Origin of the sequence: Haloactinospora alba, assembly GCF_006717075.1 — a bacterium.
Lineage (GTDB): Bacteria > Actinomycetota > Actinomycetes > Streptosporangiales > Streptosporangiaceae > Haloactinospora > Haloactinospora alba.
Map to the genome: position 1 here is coordinate 1586194 of NZ_VFQC01000001.1, position 18903 is coordinate 1605096.

General features: G+C 68.2%; 16 protein-coding genes. 8 read left to right on the forward strand and 8 right to left on the reverse strand.

Features of this window, described 5'->3' with window-relative positions; genetic code table 11:
- Positions 1-121: 121 nt before the first annotated feature.
- From FHX37_RS07165 to FHX37_RS07175, 3 genes are read right to left on the reverse strand one after another with little or no spacing between them, the layout of a single operon-like run.
- Positions 122-691, reverse strand: coding sequence for a GNAT family N-acetyltransferase (locus FHX37_RS07165; protein WP_141922963.1), 570 nt, complete (start codon positions 689-691; stop codon positions 122-124).
- 26 nt (positions 692-717) lie between these two features.
- Complete coding sequence (locus FHX37_RS07170; protein WP_141922965.1) at positions 718-1362, reverse strand: response regulator; 645 nt, start codon at positions 1360-1362, stop codon at positions 718-720.
- A complete protein-coding gene (locus FHX37_RS07175) occupies positions 1359-2789 on the reverse strand; it encodes a sensor histidine kinase (protein WP_141922967.1) in 1431 nt (476 codons plus the stop codon). Before FHX37_RS07175 ends, FHX37_RS07170 begins: the two co-directional genes overlap by 4 nt.
- A gap of 909 nt (positions 2790-3698) precedes the next feature.
- Here FHX37_RS07175 and FHX37_RS07180 point away from each other — a divergent pair.
- The 4 genes from FHX37_RS07180 (at position 3699) to FHX37_RS07195 (ending at position 7794) form a co-directional block, all read left to right on the forward strand.
- A complete protein-coding gene (locus FHX37_RS07180; RefSeq protein ID WP_141922968.1) occupies positions 3699-4859 on the forward strand; it encodes a magnesium and cobalt transport protein CorA in 1161 nt (386 codons plus the stop codon).
- Between the two features lie 88 nt (positions 4860-4947).
- Positions 4948-5955 (forward strand): methyltransferase, encoded by a 1008-nt coding sequence (locus FHX37_RS07185; protein WP_211351759.1) that lies wholly within the window; start codon positions 4948-4950, stop codon positions 5953-5955.
- A gap of 989 nt (positions 5956-6944) precedes the next feature.
- Positions 6945-7274 (forward strand): STAS domain-containing protein, encoded by a 330-nt coding sequence (locus FHX37_RS07190; RefSeq protein ID WP_246062164.1) that lies wholly within the window; start codon positions 6945-6947, stop codon positions 7272-7274.
- 85 nt (positions 7275-7359) lie between these two features.
- Positions 7360-7794, forward strand: a complete 435-nt coding sequence (locus FHX37_RS07195) for an SgcJ/EcaC family oxidoreductase (protein WP_211351760.1) — start codon at positions 7360-7362, stop codon at positions 7792-7794.
- Positions 7795-8046: 252 nt separating this feature from the next.
- On the opposite strand, the gene FHX37_RS07200 is transcribed toward FHX37_RS07195, so the two are convergent.
- The 3 genes from FHX37_RS07200 to FHX37_RS07210 all read right to left on the reverse strand — a co-directional run bounded on the left by FHX37_RS07200 (position 8047) and on the right by FHX37_RS07210 (position 12376).
- Positions 8047-9759, reverse strand: coding sequence for a class I adenylate-forming enzyme family protein (locus FHX37_RS07200; protein ID WP_246062165.1), 1713 nt, complete (start codon positions 9757-9759; stop codon positions 8047-8049).
- Positions 9760-9866: 107 nt separating this feature from the next.
- Complete coding sequence (locus tag FHX37_RS07205) at positions 9867-10964, reverse strand: Zn-dependent alcohol dehydrogenase (RefSeq protein WP_141922974.1); 1098 nt, start codon at positions 10962-10964, stop codon at positions 9867-9869.
- Between the two features lie 86 nt (positions 10965-11050).
- Positions 11051-12376 carry an MFS transporter gene (locus tag FHX37_RS07210; protein ID WP_170181516.1) on the reverse strand — a complete coding sequence of 442 codons (1326 nt, stop codon included), beginning with the start codon at positions 12374-12376 and terminating at the stop codon, positions 11051-11053.
- A 161-nt stretch (positions 12377-12537) separates the two neighbouring features.
- Between FHX37_RS07210 and FHX37_RS07215 the strand changes: the two genes are divergently transcribed.
- A complete protein-coding gene (locus FHX37_RS07215; protein ID WP_141922976.1) occupies positions 12538-13170 on the forward strand; it encodes a TetR/AcrR family transcriptional regulator in 633 nt (210 codons plus the stop codon).
- A 227-nt stretch (positions 13171-13397) separates the two neighbouring features.
- Entirely contained in the window at positions 13398-14342 is a 945-nt protein-coding gene (speB, locus tag FHX37_RS07220; RefSeq protein ID WP_141922978.1) for an agmatinase, read from the forward strand.
- Positions 14343-14372: 30 nt separating this feature from the next.
- Here the strand turns inward: speB and FHX37_RS07225 are convergent, their stop codons facing one another.
- Positions 14373-15293, reverse strand: a complete 921-nt coding sequence (locus FHX37_RS07225) for a bile acid:sodium symporter (protein ID WP_141922980.1) — start codon at positions 15291-15293, stop codon at positions 14373-14375.
- A gap of 522 nt (positions 15294-15815) precedes the next feature.
- Here FHX37_RS07225 and FHX37_RS07230 point away from each other — a divergent pair.
- Together FHX37_RS07230 and FHX37_RS07235 are read left to right on the forward strand one after the other, a co-directional pair.
- Positions 15816-17048 (forward strand): aminotransferase-like domain-containing protein, encoded by a 1233-nt coding sequence (locus FHX37_RS07230; protein WP_141925090.1) that lies wholly within the window; start codon positions 15816-15818, stop codon positions 17046-17048.
- A gap of 47 nt (positions 17049-17095) precedes the next feature.
- Positions 17096-18052 carry a D-alanine--D-alanine ligase family protein gene (locus tag FHX37_RS07235; protein ID WP_141922982.1) on the forward strand — a complete coding sequence of 319 codons (957 nt, stop codon included), beginning with the start codon at positions 17096-17098 and terminating at the stop codon, positions 18050-18052.
- 16 nt (positions 18053-18068) lie between these two features.
- Here the strand turns inward: FHX37_RS07235 and FHX37_RS07240 are convergent, their stop codons facing one another.
- The gene (locus FHX37_RS07240) at positions 18069-18584 is read right to left on the reverse strand and encodes a cupin domain-containing protein (protein WP_141922984.1); all 516 of its coding nucleotides are present in this window, start codon (positions 18582-18584) and stop codon (positions 18069-18071) included.
- Positions 18585-18903 lie beyond the last annotated feature (319 nt).

Genomic DNA, 18903 nt, shown 5'->3' on the forward strand with positions numbered 1-18903 from the left:
ACTGGGACACGGGTCGCGGGCACCACGATGCATGCTCTGCGTTCCACTATGCCAGCAGGCCCGTCCGGACGGGGAGCAACGAGCGTCCCGGGCCTTTCACTGACCGCGGCAATCCCGTTCGTCACACGTCTCCGTGATGAGGGGCCCGCGTCGCGTGGACGTAACGCACCTCGGCGACATCACCGGGGACACGGCCCGGCGGGAGAAGTCTGCGCGTCCCGTCGGGAGTGAAACCGTGCCGCTCATAGAACCGGCGGGCGCGCCCGTTGCCCTCCAACACCCACAGCACCACCTCCGGTACGCCCGGACGGCCGGTGAGGGTACCCAGCGCCGTGGTGAGCAGCGCCGCGCCGACGCCGTGTCCCCACTGGTCGGGATGGACATAACAGGCGTACACCTCCTGTACCGCGGTGGACAGGTCGCTGTCGCGCACGGGGCCGGCGGAAACCCATCCGATCACTCTTCCACCGGACTCGGCGAGGTAGTCGAAGCCGCCGGGGCCGGGATCCGCGAGTTGCCGTCGTCGGCGTGGCGGGTCGGGCGTCATGCCGTCCAGGACGGCATCGGGGACGACGCCCCGGTAGGCGTGACGCCAACCCGCCGTGCGGACAGTGTCCACTGCCAGCGCGTCCTCGGGGGAAGCCGCCCGGATCCGGAACCAGGGCGACGGATCCGGCCCGGTGTCGTTCACGGTCCCTCCTCACGTCGGAGCAGGTGTCACTCGGTGGCGATCCCGGCCTCGTGGGCCAGGATGGCCGCTTGGACCCGGTTGGCCAGGTCGAGTCGTGCGAGTATCGCACTGACATGACTCTTCACTGTCTCCTCGGAGACGTACAGTTTCCGCGCGATCTCGGCGTTGGACCTTCCGTCACCGACCAGTGCCAGTACGTCCCGTTCCCGAGCACTGAGCACAGCGAGCCGGTCCTCGTCCGGAGAGACCCTCCGGTTCCGCACGTGCGTTATGACCCGCCGCGTGATCTCGGGGGAGAGGAAAGCCCCGCCGGCCGCGATGGCGTGCACACCCGACACCAGTTCGTGGGGGGCAGCGGTCTTCAGCAGGAAGCCGTTCGCGCCCTCGTCGAGAGCGCGGGTGACGTACTCGTCCCTGCCGAACGTGGTCAGCATCGCCACTGCGGTTGCCGGTGACGCTCCCGTGATTCCGGGGATGGCGGTGAGCCCGTCGGTGTCGGGCATCCGGATGTCGACAAGCGCCACGTCCGGCTGGTACTCGCGGGCCCTGTCGACCGCCTCCCGGCCGGAGTCGGCCTCGGCCGCCACCTCGATGGCGGGGTCGGACGACAGGATGCTGCCGATGCCCGCACGTATCAGCCTCTCGTCGTCGGCCAGCAGTACCCGGATCACTGATCCTCCTCCCCTACCGATCCCAGGCGGACGGTCTCCTTGGTGGTGAGCTGACCCTGAGTGAAGCACAACCGGTAGGCCTCCGTGCCCGTTCCCGGAAACGCGGCCCGCGTGCGGTAGTACTGGCAGGCGGCATCCGGCGGCTCACCCTGACGCGGAGGATCGAGCATCTGCGTGTCGGGGAGAGTGTCCTCCACCCTCCGTTGGTCCTCCCCGATACGGAGACGGTGGAACGTGTCGGGTTCCAGCACCGAGTCGGCGGACACATAACCGTAGTATCCCAGCCACAGCGCTGTCAGAACCGCCACAGCTCCGGCGGGGACAGCGACGCTGGTGGCCAGCGCCCGGTGGACACGGCGTCGGTGTGTGACGAACTGCCGTCGTACCCCCGATCCCGGAACGGTCGAGCGTGGACCGTCTGTGGCCCGCGGCAGCCGTGCCACCACCTCGAACCCGCCGTCGGAGCGTGGCCCCGACCGGACGGTTCCGCCCACGGACCGTAGGTATTCCCCGAGACCGGCAAGACCGCTCCCTCCCGTTGGCCCTCCGGTGTCTTGCGCGCCCTCGGGAGGAGGGTCGTTACTGACCCGGAGCGTGACACCGTCCCGCGCCTCCCGCTCGGCGTGGAGCGCGACCGCGGCTCCGGAGGCGTGCTTGTCCGCGTTCGTCAACGCCTCCCTCGCCACTCGGTAGAGCGCGTGTTGCGCGTACTCCGGAAGACCCTCGAGACAGCCGGCTCCCAGCATCCGGACACTCATTCCGGCCTCGCGGGCGCTCGCGACCAGCCCGGTGACCGACTGCCGATGTGCTCCGCCGGGCAGCGTCCCGTCCGTGTCCCGAAGGATCCCCATGATCTCCTGCAGCCGCTCCATGGCACGGACGGCGTCCTCCCGTAGCTCGCCCGCTTCCCCGCGTAGTTCTTCCTCCCCGGCAGCAGGGGAGACCTGCATCGAACCGGCACGCACGGCGATGAGGCTGAGCTCGTGCCCCAGAGTGTCGTGCGTCTCCTCGGCGAGCCGGGCGCGCTCCCGTAACCGCTCCCGCTCTGCGACCACCTCCTGCTCCCGTTCCAGTAGCTCGGCGCGCTCCCACCCAACAGAGGCGGCAGCCGCGCGTTCCCGCAGGTAACGGCCGAGCAGCCACGGAAGAACCACGAAACAGACCCCGACGGTGCCCTTGGCGAGAGCGAGCGTTACCCCACCCGCGCCGTACAGGGTGGTGAACGGTTGCAACAGCGCGGCGACGGCGGGCAGCCACGCAGCGGTCCGCGTGTTGAGCCTGCCGAGGGCGTAGGCCAGTGTCCCGAGGACGGGGGTCCATCCCGAGAACACCGACACCTGTCCGGTACCGGAAACGGACCACCACGTGTCGAGTGCCGCGGCCAACACGAATGCGGTGAGGAGTAGGCCCCGGACCGTGGTACGCACCGGACCGTCCCGGAGGTTCGTCGCCCCCTCGGCCCGGTCGTTCCGCTGTCCGTCCCGCTGTCACTCCACTCCATGACGCAGACGCTACAGAGCCCTCCGGGGGAAGAGGTATCACCCGAAATTGACTTCCGCTCCCTGGCCTTAAAGGCCGGGGATTCCTACGGCGGCCACCTGGCCGCTGCGGCGGATTCCTGCTTCGCCGCGCTGTGCCCGAGCGTGCTCGGGTCTTACCTGCGCTCCACAGGCTGATGCGGCCAGTCCGGCCGCCCGGGATATTCACCGCCGCAGTGGCAGATCCTGGTTTACCACCACCTACGAAGGGCCAACCGTGGGCGGGGCGGAACGGAGCGCGGACCGGTTTGGCCTTTCGCGTCCTTTGCCGGTGGGGTTCCTGGTCTCCCGACGGGATGTTCTCTGTGTTCGGTTCCCGTCCCCGTCCCCGTCCCGCGGCAAGTGTCTCGGGGAACGGAAGAGTTCCGCCGGTGTTACCGGCAGCCAGGTTCCTTCTTCCCTGGTCGTCACGCCGGGGATCGCGACGTTCCGGGTCCCGTCGTTCACCTCGGTTTCCGGGGATGGTCCTGGCGTTCCGGGAGTCAGGAGGACGCGGTGCTCCGCGGGAGTGCGGCCGCCGGGATAGTCCGCGCCTCCCATGCGTCCGGCTGCGTTGCCCGGTTGTGGGGGCGCGTGTGTGGGGCGAATCCGTTCGTTTCCCGCTCTGGGAGTAGGGGGAGGAACACTCCCCGCTTCGGAACCCTCCCGGTATCGCGGTTGGTCTGTGGGGAGTTTCGCCGGGGCGAATGGCGTGTCCTGCGCGTGTCTCCTGACCGGTGGGAAGGTTGGGCGAGATGATCCTACCGTCGCCGCGACAAATGAATCTACGCTGTAAAGGCAAAGGTTCTGGGGAAAATCATGCCACAGTACCGTAAACGGGACTGGCTTCCTGGGCGCCGTACACCACCGGAGATCGCGCCGCACGACGGGGAGGAGATCGTTCCCGAACGGTCCATGGACCCACGTGCCGGTTCGGAGGTAACGGGCGAGGAAGCCAGTGGACAGGTCATCGACATGGCGATCTATACCGGTGGCCGTCGCAGCGCGACACCCACCGACCTCTCCGGTGTGAGTGCTCGCGTTCCGGAGGAACCCGGTGCGTTCGTCTGGGTGAGCCTGCTGCGTCCCACGGAATCCCAGATGTCCACCGTGTCGACCGAGTTCGAGCTCCACGAGCTGGCGGTGGAGGACACGATCGTCGCCCACCAGCGTCCGAAAATCGAGCGTTATAACCAGACCCTGTTCGTCGTACTCAAACCAGCTCGCTACCGCGACGACACAGCGCGGGTCCAGTTCGGCGAGATCCACATTTTCCTCGGGCGGCGTTTCGTTTTGACGGTCCGGCACAGCGATGTTCCCCAACCACCCGCCGTGCGCCAGCGTCTGGAAAGCAAGCCCGACCTGTTGGCGACGGGCCCCGAGTCCGTGCTGTACGCACTCCTGGACACGGTGGTGGACGGTTACGCCCCGGTCGTCGCGGGTCTGCAGAACGATGTGGACGATGCCGAGAACCGGGTCTTCGAAGGCGCTCCCGAAGCATCACGGCGCATCTACGAACTCTCGCGCGAGGTGATCGAGTTCCAACGCGCCACCCGGTCCCTGCTGACGATACTCGACCACCTGACCACTGGTAGCGACACCTCCGGTGCGGCAGGGGAGCTGCGACGTCACCTGCGCGATGTGGCCGACCACGCCACCACTGTCGCCGAACGCGCCGACGGCTTCCGGCAGATGCTGGAAGGGATTCTCACCGTCAACGCCACTCTCGTGTCCCAGGCGCAGAACGAGGAGATGCGCAGGCTGAGCGAGGCCGGGTACCAGCAGAACGAACAGGTCAAGAAGATTTCCTCCTGGGCGGCCATTCTGTTCGCTCCCACCCTGGTGGGAACGATTTATGGGATGAATTTCTCCCACATGCCGGAGCTGCGGTGGCCCCTGGGATACCCGTTTTCGCTGGTGCTGATGGCGGGAGTGTGTATCGCCCTCTATCTCGTTTTCAAACGGAGTAACTGGCTATGAACATCACCCCCGAACACTCCACAGGTGATGCCATCCGTTTGTTCGTACGGTTATGATTCCAGCGTCATGCGTAACGGGTGGGAGTGGTATGCACAGTGAAGAGGCCGGCCGTACGGAGCTGCTGCGGTTGCTGATCGGGCCGTGGCTGGGGAAAGCGCTGGCGGCCGCCGTTAGGATCGGCCTTCCGGACCGCCTCGGCGAGGAGCCGGTGGAGCACGCCGACCTTGCCGCCGAGCTCTCGGTACGGCCCGACCCACTGTGGCGCCTGTTGCGTCTGCTCGCCGCGCTTGGCGTCGTACGTACACGCTGGGACGGAACCACGATCACCGGGATGGGGAAGCTGTTGCGCGCCGACCACCCGTCCTCGCTCCGCGATCTCGTGCTGTTCTATGACGACCCACTCGTCACCGAGGCGTGGGCGGTTCTCGAGGAGAGTGTGCGCACCGGGGACACCGCCTTCCGGATCGCACACGGCGACAGCGTCTACGAGCACCTGGCCCGTTGTCCGCAGCGCCAGGACACGTTCGACGCGGCCATGGCCGCGTCGAACGTGGCGACGGACGGGATCGCGGATGCCTACGATTTCTCCTCGGTCCGGTGCCTCGTTGACGTGGGCGGTGGTGACGGGACGCTGCTGGCGGCGGTTCTCTCGGCCCATCCACACCTGCACGGTGTGCTGTACGAACGTCCCGACACCGCACGTGTGGCAGAGGAGAAGCTGGCGGACCACGTGGCAGCTCAGCGGTGCACTGTCACCTCAGGGGATTTCCTGGAGGAGGTGCCCGCGGGCGGGGATGTCTACCTGCTGTGCCGTGTCCTGCACAACTGGGGGGATACGTCCTGTCGGCAGCTGCTCTCCCGGTGCCGGGAGGCGATGGGCGAGAGGAGCCGACTGCTGATCGTGGAGCGGGTTATTCCGGAAAGCGGCGATTCCAGCTTGGCACTGGCGTTCGACATGCACATGATGGTGATGACCGGTGGCCGGGAACGTACCGAGGGCGAGTACGAGACGGTTCTGCGCGCCGCGGGACTGCGCGCGGTGGAGATGCGCCAGTTGCCTCTGGCGATGCGGATGGTGGTCGCAACCCCTCTGTAGTCGAACGAGGACCGGTGCGGCGGGAGCGGTTCCGGTAACCACAGATTCCAGGAGCAATTTCACGAAAAGTCCCACACGCATGAGCCTGAGCCGCTAGTATCCGACGCGCAGAGGTGATCGTGAAGTTACGTGAGGTTGGGAAACGCTCCGTGCGCAAGAAGTAACGGGTTCCCCCGCCTGCAGGTGAGGGCTTTCATCCCCCGGGGTGGAGACCTGCCGTTACCAGCACCAGCCACCACAGAGGGAGGTGCCCCGGTGGCTCCGTTCCGCGTAGGACAGCAGACCTACTCCGGCGTGCTTCCCCAACGCCGGGTACTGGGATCCGTGCCCGCGGCGCCCCACCGCACCCGGTGGGGACCCCTCTCCGGAAACAGGGACGGGACGGGGCGTGAACGATGAAACCCGTTCCGTCACGTTCGGGCTGTCACCAGGAGGGTCTCCTGGTGGGACAGGCGTTGCAGGACCACCGGTCCAGTCCGGGGCCAGCCCCGTCCCGGACCGGTGGTCTCGTCCCGTACCGCGGTCGGCGACACCGGCTTTCCTGCGCCGCCTTCCCGGCCGGCGACACGGTTGGGGCGGGGAACGAAGCGGGGCGCCGTCGTGGACTCCTCTGCGGCGCGGCCGCGGGAACGGGCGGCCCTTCCCGTGGGCCGGGCTGCGCGACCCGGCCGAGCGGGCACCACGAGCGCCCGGGTCCCCTCTGGCCCCGGGCGCTGTGTCCGTCGCGGCGGAGCAAGGCCCGTGCCGTGCGTTTCCCAGCGCGCAGCCCGTGGCGAGCAGTGCGGTCACGGCGTTGGTGGTGCCCCGAGCGCCGTCTGCGGACCAACGGTAGGCGCGAAGTCCTCACCACCAGCGGGACGGGAGCCCCCAGCACTACTGGCGGGTGGCAGCTCGGGAAGACGGCAGGCATTTCCTGAACGGTCGTATTGGAGGGGCGGCACCGCGTGTCCGGAGGAGAATGGGAACGTTTCCCGTGTACGGGAGCCGTCGTGGTTCCCGTACACGGGGAGATCGACATCGCCACTGCTACCGCGATGCGGGACAGGATTCTCCACGCCGCTGGACGGTCCGGGTGTGCGTGTGTGCTCGTGGACCTGTCCGGTGTCACCTTCCTGGACGCTAGCGGTGTACGGGAACTGATGGTGGTGTACCGCAGCCTGACCCGTGAGGGGCGGCATATGGTGCTGGCCGAACCGTCGTCCACAGCGCAGCGGATTCTGGACGCGCTGAGGTTGCAGGAGGTGCTCGAGATCTACCCGATGGTGGATATGGCCCTCGCGCACCCGCGTCAGGGATGTCCGGACTCGGGTCGGGTCTGACCCGTTCGTGGGCTTTCGCTCCGGATTCGGGCGAACAGAGCGGTGCAGTTGACCTCAAGTAAGGTTGATGTTCTAGCTTCGGCGTATGAACACCGTGACAAGCACCCCTTCCGAAGGGGACCAGACAGCCATCCGTGAACTGGTGTCACAGGCCCAGGAGTGGCAGAACACCCCGGAACACCTGCTTTCCCTGCATACTCCCGATGTCGTGATCGTGAACCTGGCCGGACGGCGGGTACTCGGCCGTGAGGCCTACGGCGAGGCGATGTCAGCCGCCCTGGCCTCTCCGCTCCGCGAGGTTCGGACCCGGGTGGAGGTCGTTGACATCCGCCTCCTGACACGGGACACCGCCGTGGTCAGCTGCGTCAAGACGGTCCATGACGGTCGCAGTGGTACGGACGGCTCGGAGGCGCTGCCAGGGGCGGGAGCGCTCACCTACACGGTGGTGCGAACCGGGGGAGCATGGCGCATCGCCCTCGCCCAGACGACACCGATCGGCTCGCCTGCGGCTCACAGCTGACCCGTCCCCGTCCGAACGCCGCCCGTGAGCCGCCGACCACAGTCCTGCTGCGTTCGCATGTCCCGGAAGGAGCCGGGCCGCGTGGCCCTCCCCGGTCCGGCCGCTCCTGGCTCGGGGCCGCCGGGAGAGCAGGGAAAGGCCTGGCGCGGTTGGGCAGGGACACGTCACGCCGGTGACCGACGGGAGGCGCGTCCACTGCTCGTCGTTACCTTCCGGAGGGCGATATGACCCGCGTCCTGGTGGCTGCGTTCGTCACCCGGACGTGTCGGGGGGAGCGGAACTCCAGCCCTGCTGTTCCTTCAGCTGTTTCTTCATCAGCTTGCCGGCGGCGTTGCGCGGGAGCTCCTCCGCTGTGGAGCGGATGTGCTCGGGAAGTTTGAACGGGGCGATCCGGGAACGCAGGTGGGAGAGCAGCTCCTCGGGGGGCACGTGCTGCCCCTCCCAGAACCGCACCACCGCGCCCACTTCCTCCCCGAATACCTCGTGGGGAACGCCGAGCACGGCCACGTCCGCCACGGCCGGGTGCTCGTGGACGGCGGCCTCCACCTCCGCGCAGTAGATGTTCTCCCCGCCGCGGATAATGACGTCCTTAGCCCGATCTACAATGTAAAGGAAGCCTTCCTGGTCAAGATAACCAAGATCCCCAGTGCGCAACCAGGCCCCGCTGAACGCCTCAGCGGTGGCATCCGGACGCCGCCAGTAGCCCAGCATCACTCCGGGGCCGCGGATGAGGATCTCGCCCACCTCACCGGCGGGTAGCTCCGCACCACCGGGATCCACCACCACGATGTCCACGGTCGCCACCGGTGCTCCCGCGCTCTCCGGGCGCAGCACGTAGTCACTGGCGCCGTTGACCGTCGCTGTCGCCGAACACTCGGTCAGCCCGTAGCCCTGCCCCAGCAGGACGTCCGTCAGGTGGTTCCGGGCGCGGGAGACAAGGTCGGGAGCGGCCGGGGCCCCACCACTGGCGAGTGTGAGCAGGCTGGAGAGGTCGTGGTCGTCCAACCGGGGGGACGCCAGCATCTGTGAGATCATCGCCGGTACGGCGGTGATCGCGGTCACCCGTTCCCGTTCGATCAACCGAAGCGCCTCGTCCGTGTCCCACTTGTACATCAGGACCAGGGTCCCGCCGTTGGCCAGCGTGGGGAGCATGACGGTCTGCGCTCCCGTCGTGTGGAACAGCGGAAGAACACACAGGATCACCTGGGTGGGAAGCGCCGCCATGTACTCCAACAGGTCGGGAAGGTCGAGCCCCAGGCGCATCAGCGACCGGGCCCGACCGTACTGTCCGGAGACGATGTTGGAGATCATGTTCCGGTGTGAGCTCAGTGCCCCCTTGGGCACTCCGGTGGTTCCCGACGTGTAGAAGATGGCGGCTGGGTCGTCCGGTGCGAGCTCGGCGGGGGGAAGCCCTACGTCCCCGGTGACCTCCCCGACGACCTCTTCCCAGGACCGTGCTCCCCGGGGGAGCTGTGCCCCACTGCGCACGGCGATCGCGGGGACGCCGAGTTCCGGAAGGTCCGCGGACAGGCTCCGCAACCGTTCCTCGTCTGCCACGAGCAGCGCCGCTTCGCTGTCGGTCAGCCCGAAGCGTAGCTCCTCCGCGCTCCACCAGGAGTTGAGTGGAACCACGATCGCTCCGATGGAGACGGCCGCGAAGAAGGTCACCACCCACTCCGGGTAGTTGCGCATGGCGATAGCGACACGGTCGCCCTTGCTCACTCCGTACTGGTCGGTGAGGCGGTGCGCCAGGGTAGCTGCGGTCCGGAAGTAGGCGCTGTGGGAGAGGTGTTCGTCGCCGTACACCAGTGCCGGGGTCCCGCCGTGCTGCGCGCTGCTTTCCAGAACGGCGCGTAGGTCCGGCGGCGCGTGCTTCCAGACGCGCGTGGAAACACCGTTGACGTCGACCGTCTCCATCTCGAACGGGCTTCCGCCGGCCACGAGCTGGGCGGTGACCGTGGCCATCGAACGTACGGGGTGTTGGACCTGTGCCTGAGTCAATATCCCCTCCGAATCGTCGTGGGACTCCGGTTCACGCGAAAACCGAGGGGGCGGCCGCGGCCGCCCCCTCGTCACTCGAACCGGACGATCGAACGTCCGCCCCGCCCCTCGCGCATGCGGCGGAAGGCTTCGGGAACCTCGTCCAGGCCGATCTCGTCGGTCACCATCGTAGCCAGGTCGAGCTCGCCGTCGCGTACCCGCTGCCCCAGTACCGGAATGTCCCGGTCAGGGTCACACGCGCCGTACATGCAGCCCCGTAGCGTGCGCGCGGAGTGGAAGATCTCCAGAGCACTGAGCCCGACGGTGTCCTCCTTGGCACCCGCACCGACGACCGTCGTCGTCCCTCCCCGCCGCGTCGCGCTCCAGGCGGTGCGGATGGCGGTGCTCGAACCGACCACCTCGAACGCGTGGTCGACCCCACGGCCGCCGGTGAGTCCACGAAGCTCCCGGGGCGTGTTGTCGCCCGCGGCGACGAAGTGGCTGGCACCCAGCTTGCGGACGAGCTCCTCCTTGGCGGGAGACACGTCCACGGCGATGATCGGGTCGGCTCCCGCCAGGCGTAGGGCCTGGAGAGTCGCCAGACCGACCCCGCCCAGTCCGATGACGGCCGCGGACTCACCAGCGCGGACCCGTGCGGAGTTGGTGACAGCCCCCCACCCGGTGAGGGCGGCGCACCCGAGAAGGGCGTCCGTGCTGGGGGTGACCCCCTCCGGTAGCGGGATCACAGCGTGCGACGGAACGACGGTGGCCTCGGCGAAAGCCCCGGTTCCCAGGCCAGGGAACACGGGGGTGCCGTCCTCCAGGTTCGCGTAGGCGCGGGAGGCGGGGTCCAGCCCCTGCTCGCACAGGTAGGGCTCGTCGTTGGTGCAGAACCAACACTCCCGGCACGGCGGGGACCAGTTGAGGACGACGTGCTGGCCGGGCGCGATGTCGGTGCGGGTGACGTCCGGCCCCACGGACTCCACCCTGCCGGCTCCCTCATGGCCGAGAACGGCGGGCAGGGCCTGGGGAAGGGTGCCGTTGGCCAGGGAGAGGTCGGAGTGGCACACACCCGCGGCGGAGAGACGGACCCGAACCTGTCCCGGACCGGGCTCTGGAAGGAAGACGTCGCTGATGCGCAGCGGATCTGTGGTTCCGGTACAGACGGCGGCCCTGACGGTGGTGCTCATCTACAGCTCTCCCGGACATGGCGTGTGTGGGTGTGAAACTGGCGAGGAGCGTATAAGACCGACCAGTTGGTTGGCCAGAGTTCGCGTCAGCCTTCTTCCTCCGCCCGGAACCGCGCTCGGACGTTTTCCCGTGTCTCCGGGATCAGCACCACGGCGACGAGCGAAACACAACCGAGCAGGAACATGTACGCCGCGACGGACATGCTGGTTCCCGTGGAGGCCTGCAACGCCGCCGAAGCGAACGGAACGATCCCACCTCCCAGGACGGCGCCGAGAGCGTAGGCGAACGAGGCTCCGCTGTAGCGCACGCGTGCGGGGAACAGCTCCGCGTACAGGGCGGACTGCGGACCGTAGGTCATTCCCAACCCGGCGGCCAGCATCAGGACAGCCAGCAGCATGAGCGGGACCGACGCGGTGTCCAGCAGCAGGAAGAACGGGAAGGACCAGGCGAGGAGCCAAACCGAGCCGACAAGGTAGACGGGGCGCCGTCCCACCGTGTCGGACCAGTGGGCTGCCCACAGGGTGGTGACGATCCAGAACAGGGCGCCGGCCACGATCACGAGCAACATCGTGTTCCGGGCGACCCCGAGGGTGGAGGTCGCGTAGCCGAGGATGAACGCGATGAGTATGTACCCGATCCCGTTGTTGGCGATGAACACGCCCACAGCGATGAGGAGCTGCTTACGGTGCGTTCGCAACAGCTGGACGAGTGGCCGCCGGACCCGTTCCTGCTGCTCGCGGACACGGTCGAACTCGGGGCTTTCCTCCACCCGCAGCCGGATGAACAGGCCCACCGCGATCAGTACCGCGCTCACCAGGAAGGGAACACGCCACCCCCAGGCGTCGAACTGTGCCTCGCTCGTGAACGCTGAGACCGCGGAGAACACTCCGTTGGCCGCGACCAGGCCCGCGGGGGCGCCCAGCTGGGGGAAGGCGCCGAGGAAGCCCCGCCGATGCCGCGGCGCGTGCTCCACTGCCATCAGCGCCGCGCCGCCCCACTCGCCGCCGGCGCTCGCTCCCTGGAGCAACCGCAGTGTCACCAACAGCACCGGCGCGGCCACTCCGATCTGGCTGTAGGTCGGCAGCATCCCCACGCCGACGGTGGCCACCCCCATCGCGACGAGAGCCAGCACCAGCATGGTCCGGCGTCCCACACGGTCACCGAAGTGCCCCATGACGATCCCACCCAACGGGCGGGCGACGAAGCTCACGCCGATGCTGGTGACGGCGGCGAGGTTCGCGGCCGTGGGGGAGAGGTCCGTGAAGAACTGCGTCCCGAAGACGAGCTGGGCAGCGGTCGCGTATATGAAGAAGTCGTACCACTCGATCGTGGTGCCGACGAAACTGGCTGACGCTACCCGTCGCAGCTGCGACGCGCTTCCCGTGCGTGACCCGGCGTGCCCTACCATCATCGTCCTTTTTCTGAGGGGGAGTGGGACGCGTGTGGAACGCGGGAAGTCTAAGTGTGGCGAGGGACACGCACAATGCCCGTGCGTCCCGGTGCAGGTACGCGGTGTTGCGCCTTTTCCGGGCGCGCGGGCGCCCGCGCGTGCTCCCGATAGGGTCGGGACGCGTGGTCAGCAAACAGAAACGGTTGCCCCGTCAGGTACGGGAACAGCAGATGATCGATGCCGCGATTCCCGTGTTCTCCCGTAGCGGGTACCACACCGCGAGTGTGGAGGAGATCGCGGAAGCGGCGGGGATATCCAAACCGATGGTCTACATTTACCTCGGGTCCAAGGAGGGGCTGTTCACCGCCTGTATCCACCGAGAGGCCGACCGGTTGGTGGAGACCCTGCGTTCGGCGATCTGTTCCGATGATCCCCCGGAGATGGGGCTCTGGAGAGGGCTGAACGCCTTTTTCCGTTTCGTGGCCGACAACCAGGCGAGCTGGGCCGTGCTCTACCAGCAGGCACGCAGCCAGGGGGAGCCCTTCTCCACCGAGGTCAGCCAGGCGCGTTGCCGCGTCATGGACGAAATCACCGCCCTGGTCGTCAACGGCACGAAACTCCCGGACGGCGAACGCGTCATCTCCACCAAGGACGCCGAGATCCTCGCGCGCATAGCGGCAGGCGCCGCCGACGCCCTCACGGACTGGTTGCTGGAGCACCCGGAGGAGTCCCCGGACACCCTGACCGACCGCGTGATGAACCTTGCTCTGGTGGGGGTGGAGCGCTACAACTCGGGCGGCCTCAACGAGGAGTGAGCGCGGCGGACTCGGGCCGTCCGTGCCGCGGTTCCGATGCGGAGTGCACAAACACGAGCCGTCTCGTCGTGCCTTCCGCCCAGTTACGGGTACCCACCCTCGGCTATAACCTGACCGCGGACCGGATTCCGCCCCCCGAACGGCGGGCAGCCACCCCCGAACCACCAGAAAGGAGGCGGGCGCACACTCCGCTCTGCGGTGCGGGAGACGCTGCGCCCACCACAGCGATGACCACACCGATCGGCCCCACCGACTCCAGCAAGCTCCCCCGGTTCGCCGGTCCAGCGACCTTCGCCCGCCTCCCCAGAACCGACCAGGTCGACCACACCGACATCGCCGTCGTCGGCGTCCCGTTCGACACGGGGGTGTCCTACCGTCCCGGAGCGCGGTTCGGCCCTTCGGGTATCCGCGAGTCCAGCCGGCTCCTGCGCCCCTACAACCCGGGACTCGGCCTGGCGCCTTTCGACCAGCTCCAGGTGGCCGACGGGGGCGACATCGCCGTGAACCCCTACTCGATCGGTGAGGCGGTCGAGACCATCGACGCGGCGGTAACCGACTACGCGCGAACCGGGACCCGCCTGGTGACGCTCGGCGGCGACCACACGATCGCCCTACCGATGTTGCGTTCCCTCCACCGCCAGTACGGCCCGATCGCGATGCTGCACTTCGACGCGCACCTGGACACGTGGGACACGTATTTCGGTGAGCCCTACACCCACGGAACGCCCTTCCGTCGTGCCGCGGAGGAGGGGCTGCTGGACACCGAGGCCCTGGCGCACGTCGGCACCCGCGGGCCGCTGTACGGCAAGAGGGACCTCGAGGACGACCGCAGGTTCGGCTTCGGCATCGTCACCTCGGCCGACGTGATGCGTAAGGGGGTGGACGAGGTGACGGACGCGCTGCGCCAGCGGATCGGGTCGCGTCCGCTGTACGTCTCGGTCGACATCGACGTGCTCGATCCCGCCCACGCTCCGGGTACCGGTACACCCGAGGCCGGTGGTATGACCAGTCGGGAGTTGCTGGAGATCCTGCGCGGGCTGGCCTCGTGCCACCTTGTCGGGGCCGACGTCGTCGAGGTCGCCCCCGCCTACGACCATGCGCAGATCACCGCCACGGCAGCCGCCCATGTCGCCTATGACCTGGTCGGCGTGCTCGCCATGGGCAAAGCCTGATCGGCGGCGGCGCCCAGCGCCGCCCCGCCGTCAGCGGCGCGCCCAGAAGCTGGCGGCGAGGGATCCGGAGAGGTTGTGCCACACCGAGAACAACGCACCGGGCAGCGCGGCGAGCGGAGCGAAGTGCGCTGTGGCCAGCGTCGCCGCCAGACCGGAGTTCTGCATGCCGACCTCGACACTCACCGCGCGCCGCGCCGACTCGGGGAGCCTGCTGAACCGAGCGGAAGCGTATCCCAGCACCAAACCGAAACCGTTGTGCAGCACCACCGCCAGCGCCAGCAGGAGGCCAGTGTCCAGGACCGCGCCGGCGTTACTGCCGACAACGGCCGCCACCACGACGACGATGCCGCCAACCGACACGAGCGGGAGCGCTTCCAGGACCGCGTGGATGCGCCGCCCCGCAACCGCACGTACGACCAGTCCGGCCAGGACCGGCGCGAGAACCACCTGCACGATGGAGAGGAACAGGCCACCGGCGTCGACGGGCAGCGTGGATCCGGCCAGCAACAGCACCAGTGCGGGGGTGAGCAGCGGGGCGAGAAGCGTCGACACTGAGGTCATGGCCACGGAGAGGGCCACGTCGCCCCGGGAGAGGTAGACGACCACATTCGACGCTGTCCCACCGGGCGAGGATCCGACAAGCACCATCCCCACCAGAAGCATCGGTGGAAGCTGCAGCGCGACACCGATACCGTAGCCCACCAGTGGCATCACCAGGAACTGCGCGACGATGCCCACGAGCACCGCCTGCGGTCGCCTGGCCACTACCGCGAAATCCGAGGCCCGCAGGGACAGCCCCATCCCGAACATGATCATGCCGAGCAGCGGGGAGATCCACGGGGCGAGGCGGGCTGTCTGGTCCGGCGCCACGAGCCCGACCACCGCACCGAGCACGACCAGCACGGCGAACCACCGGCCCGCGAACGCCGCGAGCGAGGCGACAAACCCCATTCCTTCGCCTTTCGACGCTTCCTCCTGGCCGCCCCAGCATGGCAGGACCCGGGAAACGACCACGCCGCGCCCCTGGGAGGCCCCGGTGCCGGTCCCGACCGTTTCCCGGGGGCGCACGGCATGGCCGCGGTTCCGGTTGACCCGGATTTTGCCGTGTCCGGCGTTACTCCGGAGCGGTTCGGAGCAAGCGGTTACCCGTGATAGTCGTTATAGACGGTGGTCTCTTCCCGGAGCACGGCTGGTGGAACGTACACTTGGCTGAACATCACCCACGGAACCCGCGTCCAGGAACACGCCTTCCCAGCGCACCGGCTGCCGTCCGGGTTGCTACGCGCACGGACCGTTTCCCTCGAGGCCCAAAACGCGCTTGGCGGTCCCACGAAACCGCACCGAAACACCCACAACCCGAATCCGCGGAGGTGGAACGTGTCTGCCGAACCCCGAGAATCCCACCACCCGTCCTCAACGCAGGGCTCACGTATCGACCCCTATATCGATTCCTACGCCGCGCGAACCCAGGGGATGGTGGCATCGGAGGTCCGGGCCCTCTTCGCGGTGGCCTCCCGTCCCGAGGTGGTGTCGCTGGCGGGGGGGATGCCGAACGTCGACGCCCTTCCCCTGGAGAACATCGGGGAACTGGTGCGCCAGGTTGCCACGGAGCAGGGGTCGGAGGCACTGCAGTACGGCTCCGCGCAGGGGAACGAGGCGCTGCGTGAGCAGATCTGCGATGTCATGAGTCTCGAGGGGATCACCGCGAGCCCGGACGACGTTATGGTCACCGTGGGTTCGCAGCAGGCGCTGGACCTCATAACCCGCGTCTTCGTCGACCCTGGCGATGTCGTCCTGTGCGAGGCCCCCACCTACCTCACCGCCGTCAACACCTTCGCCGCCTTCCAGGCCGATGTCCACCATGTGGCCATGGACGAAGAAGGGGTCGTTCCGGAGGCGCTCGAGGAGTCGTTGGCGAACCTCACCGCCGCGGGGCGTCGGGTCAAGTTCTTCTACACCATCCCCAACTTCCAGAACCCCGCCGGCGTCACGCTCAGCGCGCAACGCCGTGACCGGGTGGTGGAGATATGCCAGCGCTATGGGCTGCTCGTGCTGGAGGACAACCCCTACGGCCTGCTGCGTTACGAGGGAGAGCTCACCACGGCGCTGCGCGCTCAGGCACCCGAGAGCGTCATCTACCTGGGGTCGTTCTCCAAAACCCTGTCGCCCGGTTTCCGGATCGGGTGGGTACTGGCGCCGTCGGCAGTGCGCGCCAAACTCGTCCTGGCGGCGGAGTCCGCGATGCTCAGCCACTCCACCTTCAACCAGATGGTGGTGGCCCGCTACCTGACCAACCATCCCTGGCGGGAGCAGATCAAGGACTTCGTCGAGATGTACCGCGACCGGCGAGACACGATGATCTCGGCTCTCGACACGCTCATGCCGGAAGGCACCACCTGGACCCGTCCGCAGGGCGGGTTCTTCGTCTGGCTCACCCTGCCCGAAGGGCTGGACTCCAAAGCGATGCTGCCGCGTGCCGTCAACGAGCGGGTGGCCTACGTCCCGGGTACGGGGTTCTTCGCCAACGACGACGGGCACCGCAACATGCGGCTGTCCTTCTGCTACCCCACTCCGGACCGGATCCGGGAGGGCGTCCGCCGCCTGTCCGGGGTTATCCAGAGCGAGATCTCACTGCGTGATACTTTCGGCAGCACTTCCGCGCCGACCACCGGTGACCAGGCGGGCCCCACCCCCGAACTTCCCTAGCCGTAGGCGATCCCGTGGCGCAACCAGAGCAGAAAGAGGACGAAAACGTGGCCGATCTCGACCGGGTTCTCGTGCTGGCGGGGGGCATGTCTCCCGAACACGAGGTCAGTGTCCGCTCCGGGCGGCGCGTCGCCGAGTCACTGCGGCGCCTCGACGTGGAGGCCCAGGTCGCCGACGCGGACGCGCAACTACTGGCGACGCTCGCCACGGACCCGCCCCAGGCGGTCTTTCCCGTACTGCACGGGGCTTCCGGGGAGGACGGGGCGATACGCGAGATCCTGGAACTCAACAACATCCCGTACGTGGGAGCCCCACCCCAGGCGTGCCGTGTCGCGTTCGCCAAACCCACCGCGAAGTCCCTGGTAGCCGAACACGGGATCGCCACGCCGCGAGGGGTGACTCTGCCGAAGTCGGCGTTCCACGACCTGGGAGCGCCGGCGTTGCTGGACCGCATCGTCGGCGCGCTCGGAACGCCGCTGTTCGTCAAGCCCGACCAGGGAGGTTCGGCGTTCGGAGCGACCCCGGTCGACTCGGTCGAGAGCCTGTCAGCGGCCCTGGTGAGTTGCTTCGCCTACAGCGACTCCGCACTGATCGAGGAACGTGTCCAGGGAACCGAGATCGCTGTCGGGGTCGTGGACCTCGGTGAGGGGCCCTCCGCCCTGCCGCCGGTGGAGATCGTGCCCGACGGCGGGGTCTACGACTACGCGGCCCGGTACACCCCGGGTCGCACCGAGTTCTTCAGCCCGGCACGCATCTCCACCGAAGCGTTCCAGGCGGCGACCCGTACGGCACTGACCGCCCACCGCGCCTTGGGGCTGCGTGACATCTCCCGCACCGACCTCATTGTCGACTCCGCGGGCAGTGTGCGTTTCCTGGAGGTGAACGTCGCACCGGGGATGACCGAGACCTCGACGTTCCCGCAAGCGGTGGCTGCCGCCGAGCTGGACTTCGCGGTTGTCTGTCGGGAACTGGCCCATCGGGCGAGCCAGCGTCTTCGCGGTTGACCGGTCCGCGCCGCTGCTACCGCGAGGGTTCGATCCGGGTGAGTTCGGTGATGCGGGAGGCGGCCTGCGGGTAGCTCGCCCGCAGCTGTGACCGCTCGCCGAGTTCGAACCGTTCCCAGGTGAACGGCGGGGCCGACATCGCGCCGGCAAGGCTCCACTCTCCGTCGGAGGAGGAGCCCTGCCACACGCCGGGCGGCACGATGACCTGCGGTTGCTGCCCGTTCTCCACGTCCGGCCCCAGGATCGGCTGGTGCGCGTTCCCGTCGGGTGCCAGCAGCAGCATCCGCAACGGGGCCCCGCTGTAGTAGTGGTAGATCTCGGTGGTTCGTAGCCGGTGCAGCGCGGAGAACTCCGGCGCCAGCAGCATGAAGTAGATGCACGAGGAGTGCTCGTCGATATGGGTGCGGCGGAACAGCCCGCCCTCGTCCGGTAGCGGCTCCAGACCGAGATGCCGGGCGAGGCGCTGTCCCGATGCACGGTCCCGTCCAGCGGCTGTGACGGGTGTGTGGGCAGTGTCAGGGGAGTGAGCCATCGGTTTGCTGGGCGTGGAGCCCCGGACCGTCACTCCGGGGAGGGAACGCCCTCCTCCTTCCTGGTGTGGGCACAGCCGTCCGCGCGTTGCGACAGTCGAACGAGGCGGCGGTTGCTGCCCCGGACCGCGCTCCGGTGGGGAGCCGGACCGCATACCGGCCCCGGCGCTGACCCGCCTTCCCGGTGGCCACCGCGACGCCGGTGCGCCCGCCCCCGAGGAGCGGTGCCGACGTCCGCTCCCTCCACCTCGCAGCTGGTCCCGGTGCGGCCTTTCGGGCGGATGACGAACGAGGTTACCCGGAGGCTTCCGACGCGCCGCC